At 62.8% G+C, this 13,374-nt stretch carries 14 protein-coding genes and 1 tRNA gene; 9 read left to right on the forward strand and 6 right to left on the reverse strand.

Annotated elements, in window-relative coordinates; translation table 11 throughout:
- Positions 1 to 13: 13 nt before the first annotated feature.
- The 5 genes from ACZ9H4_RS32690 (at position 14) to ACZ9H4_RS32710 (ending at position 4,191) form a co-directional block, all read left to right on the forward strand.
- Positions 14 to 769, forward strand: coding sequence for a cytochrome c1 (locus ACZ9H4_RS32690; protein ID WP_408146495.1), 756 nt, complete (start codon positions 14 to 16; stop codon positions 767 to 769).
- Positions 770 to 864: 95 nt separating this feature from the next.
- Positions 865 to 1,476, forward strand: coding sequence for a glutathione S-transferase N-terminal domain-containing protein (locus tag ACZ9H4_RS32695; RefSeq protein ID WP_006052302.1), 612 nt, complete (start codon positions 865 to 867; stop codon positions 1,474 to 1,476).
- 68 nt (positions 1,477 to 1,544) lie between these two features.
- Entirely contained in the window at positions 1,545 to 2,066 is a 522-nt protein-coding gene (locus ACZ9H4_RS32700) for a ClpXP protease specificity-enhancing factor (RefSeq protein ID WP_408146496.1), read from the forward strand.
- Positions 2,067 to 2,085: 19 nt separating this feature from the next.
- Positions 2,086 to 2,161 (forward strand) — tRNA-Thr (locus tag ACZ9H4_RS32705).
- A 905-nt stretch (positions 2,162 to 3,066) separates the two neighbouring features.
- Positions 3,067 to 4,191, forward strand: coding sequence for a methyltransferase (locus ACZ9H4_RS32710; RefSeq protein ID WP_408327279.1), 1,125 nt, complete (start codon positions 3,067 to 3,069; stop codon positions 4,189 to 4,191).
- 348 nt (positions 4,192 to 4,539) lie between these two features.
- Here ACZ9H4_RS32710 and ACZ9H4_RS32715 read toward each other — a convergent pair whose 3' ends face one another.
- Complete coding sequence (locus ACZ9H4_RS32715; RefSeq protein ID WP_476122478.1) at positions 4,540 to 5,820, reverse strand: TIGR03862 family flavoprotein; 1,281 nt, start codon at positions 5,818 to 5,820, stop codon at positions 4,540 to 4,542.
- 430 nt (positions 5,821 to 6,250) lie between these two features.
- On the opposite strand from ACZ9H4_RS32715, the gene ACZ9H4_RS32720 reads away from it, so the two are divergent.
- On the forward strand, positions 6,251 to 6,460 hold the full coding sequence (locus tag ACZ9H4_RS32720) for a DUF1059 domain-containing protein (protein ID WP_408146502.1): 210 nt from the start codon (positions 6,251 to 6,253) through the stop codon (positions 6,458 to 6,460).
- 106 nt (positions 6,461 to 6,566) lie between these two features.
- Here ACZ9H4_RS32720 and ACZ9H4_RS32725 read toward each other — a convergent pair whose 3' ends face one another.
- Entirely contained in the window at positions 6,567 to 6,887 is a 321-nt protein-coding gene (locus ACZ9H4_RS32725; protein ID WP_042329129.1) for a type II toxin-antitoxin system HicA family toxin, read from the reverse strand.
- Positions 6,888 to 6,901: 14 nt separating this feature from the next.
- Positions 6,902 to 7,123 carry a hypothetical protein gene (locus ACZ9H4_RS32730; RefSeq protein ID WP_408155256.1) on the reverse strand — a complete coding sequence of 74 codons (222 nt, stop codon included), beginning with the start codon at positions 7,121 to 7,123 and terminating at the stop codon, positions 6,902 to 6,904.
- 145 nt (positions 7,124 to 7,268) lie between these two features.
- Between ACZ9H4_RS32730 and ACZ9H4_RS32735 the strand changes: the two genes are divergently transcribed.
- Positions 7,269 to 8,111, forward strand: coding sequence for a class I SAM-dependent methyltransferase (locus tag ACZ9H4_RS32735; RefSeq protein WP_408146602.1), 843 nt, complete (start codon positions 7,269 to 7,271; stop codon positions 8,109 to 8,111).
- A 108-nt stretch (positions 8,112 to 8,219) separates the two neighbouring features.
- Here the strand turns inward: ACZ9H4_RS32735 and ACZ9H4_RS32740 are convergent, their stop codons facing one another.
- Both ACZ9H4_RS32740 and ACZ9H4_RS32745 read right to left on the reverse strand, forming a co-directional pair.
- Positions 8,220 to 8,774, reverse strand: a complete 555-nt coding sequence (locus tag ACZ9H4_RS32740) for a DUF1415 domain-containing protein (protein WP_408146506.1) — start codon at positions 8,772 to 8,774, stop codon at positions 8,220 to 8,222.
- Positions 8,775 to 8,905: 131 nt separating this feature from the next.
- A complete protein-coding gene (locus ACZ9H4_RS32745; protein ID WP_476122479.1) occupies positions 8,906 to 9,547 on the reverse strand; it encodes a TetR/AcrR family transcriptional regulator in 642 nt (213 codons plus the stop codon).
- A 159-nt stretch (positions 9,548 to 9,706) separates the two neighbouring features.
- Between ACZ9H4_RS32745 and ACZ9H4_RS32750 the strand changes: the two genes are divergently transcribed.
- Both ACZ9H4_RS32750 and ACZ9H4_RS32755 read left to right on the forward strand, forming a co-directional pair.
- Positions 9,707 to 10,990, forward strand: a complete 1,284-nt coding sequence (locus tag ACZ9H4_RS32750) for an MFS transporter (RefSeq protein ID WP_408146510.1) — start codon at positions 9,707 to 9,709, stop codon at positions 10,988 to 10,990.
- A 189-nt stretch (positions 10,991 to 11,179) separates the two neighbouring features.
- Positions 11,180 to 11,773 (forward strand): nitroreductase family protein, encoded by a 594-nt coding sequence (locus ACZ9H4_RS32755; RefSeq protein WP_175164739.1) that lies wholly within the window; start codon positions 11,180 to 11,182, stop codon positions 11,771 to 11,773.
- A gap of 52 nt (positions 11,774 to 11,825) precedes the next feature.
- Here the strand turns inward: ACZ9H4_RS32755 and ACZ9H4_RS32760 are convergent, their stop codons facing one another.
- Positions 11,826 to 13,301 (reverse strand): MFS transporter, encoded by a 1,476-nt coding sequence (locus ACZ9H4_RS32760; RefSeq protein WP_476122480.1) that lies wholly within the window; start codon positions 13,299 to 13,301, stop codon positions 11,826 to 11,828.
- Between the last annotated feature and the right edge of the window lie 73 nt (positions 13,302 to 13,374).

Here is a 13,374-nt window from a genome sequence, read left to right on the forward strand (position 1 = left end):
AGGAGAACACGAAATGAAGAAACTGCTTTCGACGTGCGCGCTGATCGGCGCGACACTGCTCGCGGTGCTGGCCACTCCGGCTTACGCGGACGAGAATTTCCATCTCGACCGCGCGCCGGATAACGCGGAGAATTTCGCTTCTTTGCAGCACGGCGCGCAATTGTTTGTAAACTACTGCCTGAATTGCCACAGTGCGAGTCTGATGCGCTACAACCGCCTGACCGACATCGGCATCACGCCGAGCGAAATTCAGGCGAACCTGCTGTTCACCACCGACAAGGTCGGTAACACGATGACCGTGGCGATGCGCCCGGACGACGCGAAAGCGTGGTTCGGGGCGGCGCCCCCGGATCTGTCGGTGGAAGCGCGGGCGCGGGGCAAGGACTGGCTCTACACGTATCTGCGCAGTTTTTATCGCGACAATACGCGGCCCACCGGCTGGAACAATCTGGTGTATGAGAACGTGAGCATGCCTCACGTGCTGTGGCAGCTTCAGGGGCAACGTGCAGCGAAGTTCGGTGACGAAACCGACGAAAAAACTGGCGAGACGGTACACAAATTTGTCGGCTTCCAGCAGCTCACTCCGGGGACGATGTCGCCGGTAGATTATGATTCTGCTGTGGCCGACCTCGTGTCGTACCTGTCATGGATGTCCGAACCGACGCAGAAAACCCGCAAACAGCTTGGCGTGTGGGTGCTGCTGTTCCTCGGTATCCTGAGCTTTTTCGCCTGGCGACTGAACGCCGCGTACTGGAAACATATCAAATAATCACGCCGTCACCCGGCGTGGGGCCGGCGCCAGGAAAAACCTGCTGAACGGTTTTTCCGCGCGCTGGCCCTTCAGCTTTTTGAGGAAACGTAAACATGATGGTTCTGTATTCCGGCACAACTTGCCCGTTCTCCCAGCGTTGCCGGCTGGTGTTGTTCGAAAAGGGCATGGACTTCGAAATCCGCGACGTCGACCTGTTTAACAAGCCGGAAGACATCGCCGTGATGAATCCGTATGGTCAAGTGCCGATTCTCGTCGAACGGGACCTGATTCTGTACGAATCGAACATCATCAACGAGTACATCGACGAGCGCTTCCCGCATCCGCAGCTGATGCCGGCCGATCCGGTGCAGCGTGCCCGCGCCCGTCTGTTCCTGCTGAACTTCGAAAAGGAACTGTTCGTGCACGTCGGCACGCTCGAGAACGAGAAGGGCAAGGCCGCCGAGAAGAATCACGAGAAGGCCCGCCTCGCGATCCGCGATCGCCTGACCCAGCTTGCGCCGATCTTCCTGAAGAACAAGTACATGCTCGGCGAAGAGTTCTCGATGCTCGACGTCGCGATCGCGCCGCTCCTGTGGCGTCTGGATCACTACGGCATCGAACTGTCGAAGAACGCCGCACCGCTGATGAAGTACGCTGAGCGCATTTTCAGCCGCCCGGCTTACATCGAAGCGCTGACGCCTTCGGAAAAGGTGATGCGTCGTTGAGTTTGGCTTTGGGGTGAGGGCGCCGCGCAACTCGTTGCGCGAGCCCGAACCCGGTAAGAGGACTGTTGATGCAAGAGATTTCCACCAAGCCTTACCTGCTGCGCGCGCTCTACGAGTGGTGCACGGATAACGGCTATACGCCGCACATCGCGGTCCGGGTCGACAATCAGACGCGCGTGCCGCGTCAGTTCGTGCGTGACAACGAGATCGTGTTGAACATCAGCTTCGAGGCGACCAGCCAGTTGCAGATGGGCAACGAGTGGATCGAGTTCAGCGCGCGTTTCTCCGGCAAGTCGCACAAGATCGAGGTGCCGGTCGCGAATGTTCTCGCGATCTATGCGCGCGAAAACGGCCAGGGTATGGCGTTTCCGGTCGAGTCGGCGGGTGGCGAGGCGCAAGATTCCGGCGCCGATGCGGTGCCGGCGGACGAGGCCGCAGCGCCGGTTACACCCGCGGCGCCGCGCGCGGTCGAGGCATCGCCGGCGAGCGACGCAACTGCCGCGAAGGCGGATAGCGCGACGAACGCCCCCCAACCTGACGACGATGGCTCGAAAGGTGGCGGAAGGGCTCGCCTCAAGATCGTAAAATGAAGTAGAATCACGGCCTCATGCCGGCTTAGCTCATCAGGTAGAGCGCTTGACTTGTAATCATGAGGTGGCGGGTTCGAGTCCTGCAGCCGGCACCAGTAGTACGAAACGGGGTTTCTGTTCAACCAGAAACCCCGTTTTTTATTTGCCGGTCCGCAATTCAATTTACTGGGCGTGCGATTAACCTGGCTGTGCCGGGATGTGCAAATGGTCTTATTGCAGAGGGAAACGAGCTTGAATGCGTTAAACGCCAGAGATGGCCAGTGGCGATTAAGCGTTAAAGAAAAGATGAGTTGCGGACCGCGGCGGGTCCGCAACGGAAGGACGGCCTATTTGTTTGACTAGGGCGCTAGGCAGAATACCGTGCCGCGCCACTTTTGGTCTCTCAGGTTCTTTTTCAGCCATATTCTTACTAACGATAACTATACCCAGAGGATACGCGTCTGTCTATTTTGCTCATTGACGGCGATGTTAAAACATCACATTACGCAATAGGCAGTCGATTCTCTATTTATTCATTTTGCATATTTCATGCATTAAGTTTTTCGGCCCGACCAGATCATTACAGGATCCGTCGTCGAGAAAATGACGTGCATCGGCATTGTTGTCGCCGACCGGTCTGTTGATTTCCGTGCCTTGCCGTGCGTTGGCGCCGGCAGCGCGGTGCCGGATCGCACACGGCTTTAGCCGCCAAGGCCGCTGGCTGAAGGCGTCGAGCCTTTGCCGACCGCATCGGTGAGAACGGCAACGGCTCAAAATCACCATATCTCTTTCACCTTGTCGATTGTAGAGTTTTTAGTCCACGCAGTCCACGCAGTCCACGCAGTCGGCGCCGACGCCCGCCCCAATCACGCTCGTCCGCGAATAGCGCGCCGCGAAACCGTGCGACAGAGGTACTATTCGGGCGTCAGTCGGCATCGCTAAAAAGTACTCCGGCGGGCAGCGCCCCCAACGACGCAACGTTTTCCGCGCGTCGCTTCCGCAACACCGATCCCACCTCACCATGACCAGCCCCGCAACCATTTCCTGGCCCGAAGCCGACGGCCCCCGCACCGCACGTTGGCGTTCCGAAGCCGCCGTGCCGCCACCCAAACGCGTGATCGTCGCGGACGATCGCACCACTGCCGACTCGGCCTACCGCCTCGCCTGCGAAGGCACGGCGCTACTGTGGAACAGCGACTTCCAGAACGCTCGTCAGTTGCTGCAGGCGGTCACGCGCCGACTCGAGCGCAAACCGCGCAAGCGCGGCGAGACGCCGCTCGACGTGTTCAACCTGCATCGCCAGGCCCAGTCGCAACGCGCGCGAACGCTCGGCATGATCCTGATTCCGCTCGACGCCACTTACGGGATTCCACTGCGCCGCGCGCCCGACGTGCAGCAGGCCTGTACGGAAACCTACGGCCCGCCCACCGACGAAGCGTCGGTCGTGTCGCTGCGCGAACTGCTCGGTCTGATTGGCGCGTTCGAGTGGCGCAAGAAGGGTGTCGAGATTCCCGCGCTCGGCGAGCGCATCCATCCCCACTACGGCGTGTTTTCGCCGGTACGCGGCGAGTATGTCGATCTCGTTGCGCGCACGCCGCTGCCGTCGCTGAACAAGGCATTCGATATCGGCACCGGGACCGGCGTGTTGGCCGCGCTGCTCGCCAAACGCGGCGTGAAGAAAATCGTCGCCACTGATCAGGACCCGCGAGCGCTCGCCTGTGCGCGCGAGAACCTCACGCGCCTCGGCTACGATCAGCAAGTCGAGGTAGTACAGGCGGATTTGTTTCCGGAAGGCCGGGCGCCGCTCGTCATGTGCAATCCGCCGTGGGTGCCGGCGAGACCGGCCTCGCCGATCGAATACGCGGTGTACGATCCGGAAAGCCGCATGCTGCTCGGCTTCCTGAACGGCCTCGCGGAGCATCTGTCGCCAGGCGGAGAGGGCTGGCTGATCCTGTCGGATTTCGCCGAGCATCTCGGCTTGCGGTCGCGTGAATGGCTGCTTGCCGCAATCGAGAAAGCCGGGCTGACGGTGGTGGGGCGCGAGGATATTCGCCCACGGCATCCGAAGTCGACGGATGAGACCGATGCGCTGCACGCGGCGAGGTTGGCCGAGGTGACGTCGTTGTGGCGTCTCAAGGCGCGTTGAGCGGGTGAGACGTGGCGCGATGCGTTGGCGCGGTGAGAGGCGGCGCATTACGCATCACGCGGACGCGACTCGCGTCTTGGGGGCCTCGTAATACGCCGCACGGTAGCGCCGTCGTTGCGGTGCCCAAAGTGCGTTGCGGTCAAAAAGTCGGCAAGAGGTGCGTTTGCCGCGAAACCGGGACGCCGCGTCTCTGCGCATCACGCCTGTGCGCCCCGCGTCTTGAAAGTCTGCGATACGCCACACGTCAGGCGTGTCGCTATGGCGCCCAAGCATCTCAGGTGATCGGGCGACGGAAGAAATGCTGAAGCGTGTTCCCGCGAGACCAGAAAGCGGCAACCCGTGGCGGCATCACGTCGGCGCGCCGCGCGCCTTAAGCGCCTTCAGATACGCCGCTGCCCCCGTGCCGGCCACCAGTCCACTGGCAAAGCAGGCGGTCAGCAGATAACCGCCCGTGGGCGCTTCCCAATCGAGCATCTCCCCCGCACAAAATACGCCGGGCAGCCGCTCGATCATCAGATGCGCGTCGAGCGCCTCGAACGCAATCCCGCCGGCGGTGCTGATCGCTTCCGCGATAGGCCGGGCGCGCGTTAGCCGCACCGGCAGCGCCTTGATCGCATGGGCGAGGCCGTGCGCATCGGCAAACGCCTCCTTCGACAAAATCTCGTGCAGCAAAGCCAGTTTTACGCCGCCAATCCCGATTCGTCCGTGCAGGTGACTTGCCGTCGAGCGCGATCCGCGCGGCCGCGTCACTTCGGCGACGACCCGCTCGAGCGACAAGCCTGGCGCCAGATCCAGCGCGATCGTCACCTCGCCGGCGGCCAGAATCCGCTCGCGGATCGCCGTCGACATCGCATAAATCAGGCTACCTTCGAGGCCCGTTTGGGTCAGAAGTATTTCACCTTGTCGATTGTGGACGTTTTTGTCTACATCGGTGAGCGTGATGGCAACCGGCTTGACCGGCTGACCGGCAAAACGCTCGCGCAAATAAGGGCTCCAGTCGGCGTCGAAGCCGCAGTTCGCGGGCCGCAGCGGCGTCACCGGCACCTGACGGGCGGCCATCGGCGGCACCCAGGCGGCGTCCGATCCGAGACGCGGCCAGCTTGCGCCGCCGAGCGCGAACACGACAGCATCGCAGCTTACGGTGCGCTCGCCGTCGGGCGTCTCGAACCGCAGCGTGTGCGTGGTGGCGTCGTCCGCGTCAGGACCCCAACCGCTCCACTTGTGCCGCATATGAAACCGCACGCCCGTCTCACGCAGCCGATGCAGCCACGCGCGCAGCATCGGTGCGGCTTTCATATCGGTGGGAAACACGCGCCCGGAACTGCCGACGAAAGTGTCGACCCCCAGATCCTGCAACCACGCCCGCAGCGCGTCGGGTCCGAAGACGTCCAGCAGCGGCGCGATCCGTTCGCGGCGCGCGCCGTAGCGGTTGAGAAACGGCTCGCGCGACTCCGAATGCGTGATGTTCATGCCGCCTTTGCCCGCCATCAAAAACTTGCGGCCGACCGACGGCATCGCGTCGTAGACGTCGACTTGCACGCCCTGGCGGGCGAGTGCCTCGGCCGCCATCAGGCCGGCGGGGCCGCCGCCGATCACGGCGACACGGGCGGAATCCAGGGAAGAGGGCATGCGGACCTGCGGATAAGCGGAAGGAAGAAGCGGCGCGCCGGCCGGACCGACGACCCCGAGCGGCGCGAAGGGCGCTATTTTCACACCGCACACGGCACAGGGCAAACGCACGGCCAGAGCGAGGGGCCGAAAAAAGCCGGGTTCAGGCGCTTGCGTAGTCGTCCGCCGCGCGTTCGCATCTGTGTTCCGGACCCGCGCGACCTATACTTTTCAAACACCTTCCCTCGGACGCCGCGCGCGTCTTTCTCGCGTCAAACCAGCCCATCGACTGCTTACCGCCCCGACGCGGCCACCGCTGCGATCAATGCTGCACGCAAGGCCGGCAAATACCGGGGGCGCAGCGATCGCCGCCGCGCGACGGCCGGCGTCGTGGCTCGCGCGTGCGCCGCTCGCATGGGGGGCGATCGTTTGAAAAATCAAGGAGCCAGCCATGAGCCGCAAATACATCGATTGCCGCGAATTCCCGAGCGAAATGAATTGCACCGTCGCGCTATCCGCCGACAGCGACAGCGAATTGCTCGAAGCCGCCGTGCAGCACGCCGTCGCGATCCACCAGCACACGGATTCGCCGGAACTGCGTGCACAACTCAAGACGCTGTTTCATGAAGGCACACCGCCGGTTGAGGCACCGCGCGGGTGAGTGAATCGTCCTTGTGGACGAAAGATGTCTCGTCCGACCCGGGCAAGCGGCTTGGAGCCGCCGCCCGCGGGTCGCGGCGTTCTCGCGTGAAGCGTTCTCCTGAGCGCTAGCCGGGGTACGCCTCGTCCACCTTCAGCCCGGCGAGCTTGAAGATGACCCGCAGCGTTTGTGGTTTGATGTCGCGCCGCGACGCGAGCGTGGTCATCACGAAGTCGAGCACTTTGGCGTACTTGAGCATGGTCAGACACGTTTCCATGTCGACGCTGCCATCGCGCATGACTTCGGCCAGGCGCAGCATTTCGGTGGAGATGTCGCGCGCCATTTCCAGTTCGAGTTGCTGCTTCTCCGACCAGGCCGGCGTCGCGGTGAGCTTCGCCAGCATTTCCTGAAATTTCTGTTCCACGTTTCCGTTGGGTACCGTATCCATTGCCGCCTCTTCTATCATCCGAGCACGCGTCCGCTTGAAGTCTCGGCGCGCTGCTGGTTACGTAACGTTCGGCCCGCTTTCTGGGTCCGTCCTCCCCACATGCGTTCGGTTCGCGTGATCGGTGCCACGGCCGGCAGCTTCTTGTTATCGGCGACACGGCTCGCGCGATCGGCCAGAGCCGGGGCGCAAGCTGTTTCAGTCACTCCCGGAACGTTTCCCTGATGCTTTTCGAGCATGAAACGTTCCAGGCTGATGCATTTCTCGCATGGTTTCCGTGGCTCGCTGGGTGAGCGAGTCGCACTTTGGGTAAACTGGCAGCAACTTTTCCCTTTTTCCGTCATCTGTCGCACGTTCGCGTTGCAATTGATGGCGGTTCATACGATGTCCAGCAAAACCCACGAAATCCGTCCGAACCAATCCGTCGAGTTGCTGAAGGAGCTCCATATCCTCACGCGCGACGGCAAGATGAATCAGGACAGCCGCCGCAAGCTGAAGCAGGTCTATCACCTGTTCCAGTTCATCGAGCCGCTGCTCAAAGACCTCAAGGACAAGCAAGGCGCCCTGACGCTCGTCGACCACGGCGCAGGCAAGTCATACCTAGGTTTTATTCTTTACGATCTTTTCTTCAAGGAGTTTCAGAGCGCGGCGGGTGGGGCTTCACACATTTACGGCATTGAAACCCGCGAAGATCTCGTTACGAAGTCCGAAGAATTGGCGGCGCGGCTGGGTTTTACGGGGATGTCGTTTCTGAACCTGTCGGTCGCGGAGTCGATTACGTCGACACGTTTGCCGGCGCAGATCGACATCGTGACGGCGCTGCACGCCTGCAATACCGCCACTGATGACGCGATCCGGTTCGCGCTCGAAAAGCGCGCCAAGTACATCGTGGTGGTGCCATGCTGTCAGGCCGAAGTGGCCGGTGTGCTACGGCAGAACAAGGGCAAGTCGCTCGGCAATGCGTTGACGGAAATGTGGCGGCACCCGCTGCACACGCGGGAATTCGGCAGCCAGATCACGAATGTGCTGCGCTGCCTGCAGCTCGAGGCGCATGGGTATCAGGTCAGCGTAACCGAACTGGTCGGCTGGGAGCATTCGATGAAAAACGAACTGATCATCGCCCAATACAAGGATCTGCCGAGGCGTCGGCCGGCCGAACGGCTCAATGAGGTGATGGACACGCTCGGTATTCAGGAGTTGAAAGAGCGGTTTTTTGTTGAGGCCTGAGTGGGTCCCGGCTGGCGCGGCGAAGCTTTTTCAATAAGAGAAACGGCCTTGGCGGTCGTGTGCCCATAGTGCCACCGGCACTGCCGCCCTCTGTCCGCGCGCGTACGTTCAGCGCTTCATCAATTCGTTCCAGCCTGCAAGGCCGATTCGCCGCAGCGTCGCCTGATTGCGTTCGTAAATATCTTCCGCATCGGGGAACGCCTGAACGGCCCGCTCAATGCTGTCTTCACGCAGCAGATGCAGGATCGGATAGGGCGCCCGATTGGTGTAGTTCTCGATATCGTCCGGGTCGCTGCCTTCGAACTGGTAAGAAGGGTGAAAGCTCGCGATCTGAACGACTCCTTCGAGCCGAAGCTGCTTGATGAGCCGGTCGGCGAAAAACAGGCAATCGTTGAAGTCGAGAAAATCGCCGAGCGCGCGCGGCAGAATGAGCAGCGTGGTGTCGATGGCCTCCGGATCGGCGGCGATCAGCGTCTGCAACTCCGCTTCGAGATCGGTCAACACGGCCTCCATGTCCGCGGCCTCGCTCACGGCATACCGAATCTGCCCCTTCACGTGCACGGCTTTCGCGAACGGACACAAATTGAGCCCGATCACGGCCTCGGTCAGCCAGTGACGGGTGGCGGCAACGACGGCATCGTGGGATTCGGCGGGCAACGGCATGGCAGGCGACACGGCGGATGAAAGCGGATGGGGAAAAGCACTATTCTAATGGCGCGAACCCGCACCGCTTTGCCCCCGGCGCAATCCCCCGGCGCGAACAAGACGCAACCCCGGCTCGACCCCGCTTCAGATCAAACCGCGCGCGTCCCGCCGCATGCCGCGGCGATCAACTGCGCGGCGACTTTCGGCGCGGCCCGAATGGGCCCGCATCCCGGGCCGTAAGTCTGGCTGGCCGCATAGACGCCCTCGATTACCACACCCAGTGCATTCGCGAGCGCCTCTGGATCGTCAGCGGCCGCCGCCGTCGACAGTTCGATGAGCCGTGCCGTCAAACGCTGCTTGTTGCGAAAGACGAACTGCCGGGCCGGATGCGCGGGGTCCGAAAACTCCACCGACACGTTCACAAACGGACAGCCGCGATAGTCGTCCACCGAAGCGCGCACGGCGAGGTCGTCGAAATACTGCTGAAGCTGCTTCGCCGGTTCGCCCGGATGCTTGGCGAAACTCCTCTCGACGTAGCCGAAGAACCGCTCGTCCTGCTGTTCCAGATAAGCCATCACCAATTCGTCTTTCGACGAGAACTGGCGGTACAGACTCATCTTGTTCACGCCCGCGCGCTCGACCACCGCGTCGACGCCGACTGTGCGCACGCCTTCGCGATAGAACAGCTCGCTCGCGGCGTGCAGCAGATTGCGCTGCGCCTGCGGCCCGGCCGTCTGCGCACCGCGCGCACGGGCTTTGCCGGTCGGCTTGGGAGTGTTGCTCTCGGACATGATGGGACACCTGATTGAACTGAATTGACGCCTTGACATGTTACCGACCAGTAACTAACATCGCAACACTATTGTGACTGATCTGTTACAAGTCATTTACGGAACCCGTAATAATACGAACGACGCAGCCGGCGAGGCGGAGCGTCGATTGGAGAACCAATGAACTGGGCAGCGAGACTGATTGGCGGACGGTTCCACTATGGCTGGTTGACAGTCGCGGTGGTGTTTCTGGTATTGCTGGCGGCGGCCGGCACGCGCGCCACGCCGAGCGTGATGATGGTGCCGCTCGAGCACCAGTTCGGCTGGAGCCGCGCCACGATTTCGCTGGCAATCTCCGTGAACATCGCGCTTTACGGCCTGATGGGGCCGTTCGCGGCGGCGGCGATGCAGCGCTTCGGCGTGCGCCCCACGCTGCTCCTCGCACTCGGCACGATGGCTGCGGGCGTGGCGCTGTCGTCCCTGATGACGCATCCGTGGCAGATGGTGCTGATTTGGGGCGTGATGGTGGGCGGTTCGACCGGCGTCGCGGCGCTGTCGCTGTCGGCGACCGTGGTGACGCGCTGGTTCACCACGCGCCGCGGCCTCGTCATGGGCATTCTCACGGCCAGTTCGGCCACCGGCCAACTGGTGTTCCTGCCGATGCTCGCGGCCATCGCCGAGCATTACGGCTGGCGCCAGGTCGTGTGGGTCGTCGCACTTGCGGCGGCGGTGGTGATTCCGCTGGTCGCGTTTCTGCTGCCCGAACGCCCAGCCGACATGAAACTGCGTCCGTACGGCGAACCGCACGATGCGCCGGTCGCGAGCACCGTGACTAAACAGAATCCGCTCGCCATCGCGTTTGGCACGCTGGCCATGGCGAGCAAAACCCGCGACTTCTGGCTGCTGTTCTTCAGCTTTTTTATCTGCGGCGCGAGCACCAACGGCTACGTCGGCACCCACCTGATCGCGATGTGCGGCGACTACGGCATGACCGAGGTGCAGGGCGCGTCGCTGCTCGCCGCGATGGGCATCTTCGATCTGTTCGGTACGACGCTGTCGGGCTGGCTGTCGGATCGCTTCAATAGCCGCGTGTTGCTGTTTTGGTATTACGGTTTGCGCGGCTTGTCGCTGATGTACTTGCCGCACGCGTTCGGTATCGACTTCTTCGGTCTGCCGCTGTTCGCCGTGTTCTACGGGCTCGACTGGATCGCGACCGTTCCGCCGACCGTGCGTCTCGCAACTGACGTCTACGGCAAGGAAGCGGCGCCCGTGGTGTTCGGCTGGGTGGTCGCGGGCCACCAGCTCGGCGCGGCGTTCGCGGCGCTCGGCGCGGGCATGCTGCGCGCGAGCCTCGGCACCTATACGGTGGCGTCGATGATTTCGGGCGGGCTGTGTCTGGTCGCCGCAATGATCGTGTTGCGGATCAATCGGCCTGCGAAGGTGCCGGAGCCGCAGGCGGTGTAAAGCTGCGCTTCGTAATGAAGCAACGAAGCAACAAGCGACGGCCGCTGGGTGAATCCGGTGGCCGTTTCCTTTTGCAAGCCGCGTGGAAACAAACTGACCGCTTGTTGGAGCGCGCGCGCCTAACCCCGGTTATCCTATGTGACCCTGGGCGACCGCCCGGCGATCATGAATTTCGACCGAGAGAAGCGCATGACCAACAAACCCGCCCCTACCGAAGTTGCCATTCACGAACTGATTGCAGGCCGTTGGAGTCCGCGCGCGTATTCGAGCGAGCCGGTGAGTCGCGAGCATTTGCGTTCCGTGCTCGAAGCGGCGCGCTGGGCGCCGTCTGCCTACAACGCGCAACCGTGGCGTTTTCTCGTCTTTGATCGCAGTGTCGACGAAGTCTCGTTCAAGCAGGCTTTCGCGACGCTGGTGCCGTTCAACCAGGGCTGGAACTCGCGCGCGCCGGTGCTGATCGCCGTGACCACGCACACGCTGACCAATAAGGGTGAAGTGAACCGCTGCGCCGCGTACGATGCCGGTTCCGCCGCCATGGCGCTGGTGTTGCAGGCGCATGCGCTCGGGCTGGCCGCGCATCAGATGAGCGGCTTCGATCCGAACGCGTTCCGCACGACATTCGCGCTGCCGAACGACGTCGACGTGATCGCGATCATTTCGCTTGGCCATTACGGCGAAGTCGACAAGCTCGATCCGGTGCTGCGCGAGCGCGAGAAGTCGGTGCGCCAGCGTTTGCCGCTGGCCGACGTCGCCTACGGCGGCGGCTGGAAGAAGGCCCTCTGAGCGGCTCGCCGCGCTAGATGCGAAGAGCGCGCGGCACCGTCCGCGCGTTTTTTTATTCCACCTCGTCCGCGAGGCTCGACAGCGGCGTTGCCACGTGTTCGAGCGATTTCCGCTCCGCGTCCACGCCCCAGATCGCCGCCACCACGGCCGCCGCGAGCATCAGCCCCGATCCCACCAGGTAGCCCGAGAACACCGCGCTGCGCTGATGCGTGTCGATCAGCCGCCCGAAAAACGTCGGGCCGATGATGCCGCCGAGCGCCGTGCCGAACGCGTAGAAGATTGCAATCGCCAGTGCGCGGATTTCGAGCGGGAACGATTCGCTGACCGTCAGATACGCCGAACTCGCCGCCGCCGACGCGAAGAAGAAAATCACCATCCAGGCAATCGTCTGCGTGACGACGGTGAGCAACTGCTGCTCGAACAGGTAGCCGCTCAGCGTCAGCAGGATCGCGGACATGCCGTAAGTCGCCGCGATCATCTTGCGCCGACCGATTACGTCGAAAAGCCGTCCGAGCAGCAGCGGTCCGAGAAAATTGCCGAGCGCGAAGGGCAGCAGATACCAGCCGATGTGGTCGCCCGGCACCTGGTAGAAATCGGTGAGCACGAGTGCGTAAGTGAAGAAAATCGCGTTGTAGAAGAACGCCTGGGCGGTCATCAACGTGAGGCCGACGAGCGCGCGGCGCCGGTGCACGTTGAACAGCGTATGGAACACCTCGCGCAACGGCGTATGCGCACGGGCGCGCAGCCGCAGACGTGTGAGCTGGTCGTCGGAGAGCGCGTGGCCTTCGGCGCGAAAACGCGTTTCGATGCCTTCGACGATCGAGCGCGCGTCGCGCTCATCGCCGTGCGTCAGCAGCCAGCGCGGGCTCTCGGGCACCCAGATGCGCATTGGCAGGATCACCAGGGCGAGCACCGCGCCGATGAAGAAGCACGCGCGCCAGCCCCAGTCGGCCGGCAGCAGGTGAGGATCGAGCAGCACCAGCGAGCCGGCCGCGCCAAGCCCCGCGCCAACCCAGAACGTGCCGTTGATGCCCAGATCGGTCCAGCCGCGCACCCGCGCCGGCGTGAATTCCTGGATCGTCGAGTTGATCGCCGTGTATTCGCCGCCGATCCCCGCGCCGGTCAGGAAGCGAAACAGCATGAAGCTGGCCAGACTCCACGACAGCGCGGTCGCCGCTGTCGCGGCCAGATAGACGGCGAGCGTGATGAAAAACAGCTTGCGGCGGCCGAGCCGGTCGGTCAGCCAGCCGAAGCCGAGCGCCCCGAGCACCGCACCGGCAATGTATGCACTGCCTGCCAAGCCGACATCGGCGTTGGAAAAGCGCAACGAAGGACTGGACTTCAGCGCGCTCGCGACGGCGCCCGCCAAGGTCACCTCGAGGCCGTCGAGCAGCCACGTGACGCCCAGCGCCACCACGATCAGCGAATGAAAGCGGCCCCACGGCAGCCGGTCGAGCCGCGAGGGCAGGTCCGTTTCGATCAGCGTGGCGTTTTTTTCGTGCACAGCGGCAGTCGGCGGCGCGCTCATTGCTTGAAGTCTCCTCAATCCGGAAATTTGGCGGCGTATCCTGTCGAAAAGAGCAATATTCGTTCCGTCGAGC

This window comes from Paraburkholderia sp. TE9906 (genome assembly GCF_056279605.1).

What these genes read in the sequence shown, in the direction of transcription:
- ACZ9H4_RS32690 (WP_408146495.1), top strand. Translation starts at nt 14, where the DNA reads ATGAAGAAACTGCTTTCGACGTGCGCGCTGATCGGCGCGACACTGCTC.
- ACZ9H4_RS32695 (WP_006052302.1), top strand. Translation starts at nt 865, where the DNA reads ATGATGGTTCTGTATTCCGGCACAACTTGCCCGTTCTCCCAGCGTTGC.
- ACZ9H4_RS32700 (WP_408146496.1), top strand. Translation starts at nt 1,545, where the DNA reads ATGCAAGAGATTTCCACCAAGCCTTACCTGCTGCGCGCGCTCTACGAG.
- ACZ9H4_RS32710 (WP_408327279.1), top strand. Translation starts at nt 3,067, where the DNA reads ATGACCAGCCCCGCAACCATTTCCTGGCCCGAAGCCGACGGCCCCCGC.
- ACZ9H4_RS32715 (WP_476122478.1), bottom strand. Translation starts at nt 5,820, where the DNA reads ATGCCCTCTTCCCTGGATTCCGCCCGTGTCGCCGTGATCGGCGGCGGC.
- ACZ9H4_RS32720 (WP_408146502.1), top strand. Translation starts at nt 6,251, where the DNA reads ATGAGCCGCAAATACATCGATTGCCGCGAATTCCCGAGCGAAATGAAT.
- ACZ9H4_RS32725 (WP_042329129.1), bottom strand. Translation starts at nt 6,887, where the DNA reads ATGGATACGGTACCCAACGGAAACGTGGAACAGAAATTTCAGGAAATG.
- ACZ9H4_RS32730 (WP_408155256.1), bottom strand. Translation starts at nt 7,123, where the DNA reads ATGCTCGAAAAGCATCAGGGAAACGTTCCGGGAGTGACTGAAACAGCT.
- ACZ9H4_RS32735 (WP_408146602.1), top strand. Translation starts at nt 7,269, where the DNA reads ATGTCCAGCAAAACCCACGAAATCCGTCCGAACCAATCCGTCGAGTTG.
- ACZ9H4_RS32740 (WP_408146506.1), bottom strand. Translation starts at nt 8,774, where the DNA reads ATGCCGTTGCCCGCCGAATCCCACGATGCCGTCGTTGCCGCCACCCGT.
- ACZ9H4_RS32745 (WP_476122479.1), bottom strand. Translation starts at nt 9,547, where the DNA reads ATGTCCGAGAGCAACACTCCCAAGCCGACCGGCAAAGCCCGTGCGCGC.
- ACZ9H4_RS32750 (WP_408146510.1), top strand. Translation starts at nt 9,707, where the DNA reads ATGAACTGGGCAGCGAGACTGATTGGCGGACGGTTCCACTATGGCTGG.
- ACZ9H4_RS32755 (WP_175164739.1), top strand. Translation starts at nt 11,180, where the DNA reads ATGACCAACAAACCCGCCCCTACCGAAGTTGCCATTCACGAACTGATT.
- ACZ9H4_RS32760 (WP_476122480.1), bottom strand. Translation starts at nt 13,301, where the DNA reads ATGAGCGCGCCGCCGACTGCCGCTGTGCACGAAAAAAACGCCACGCTG.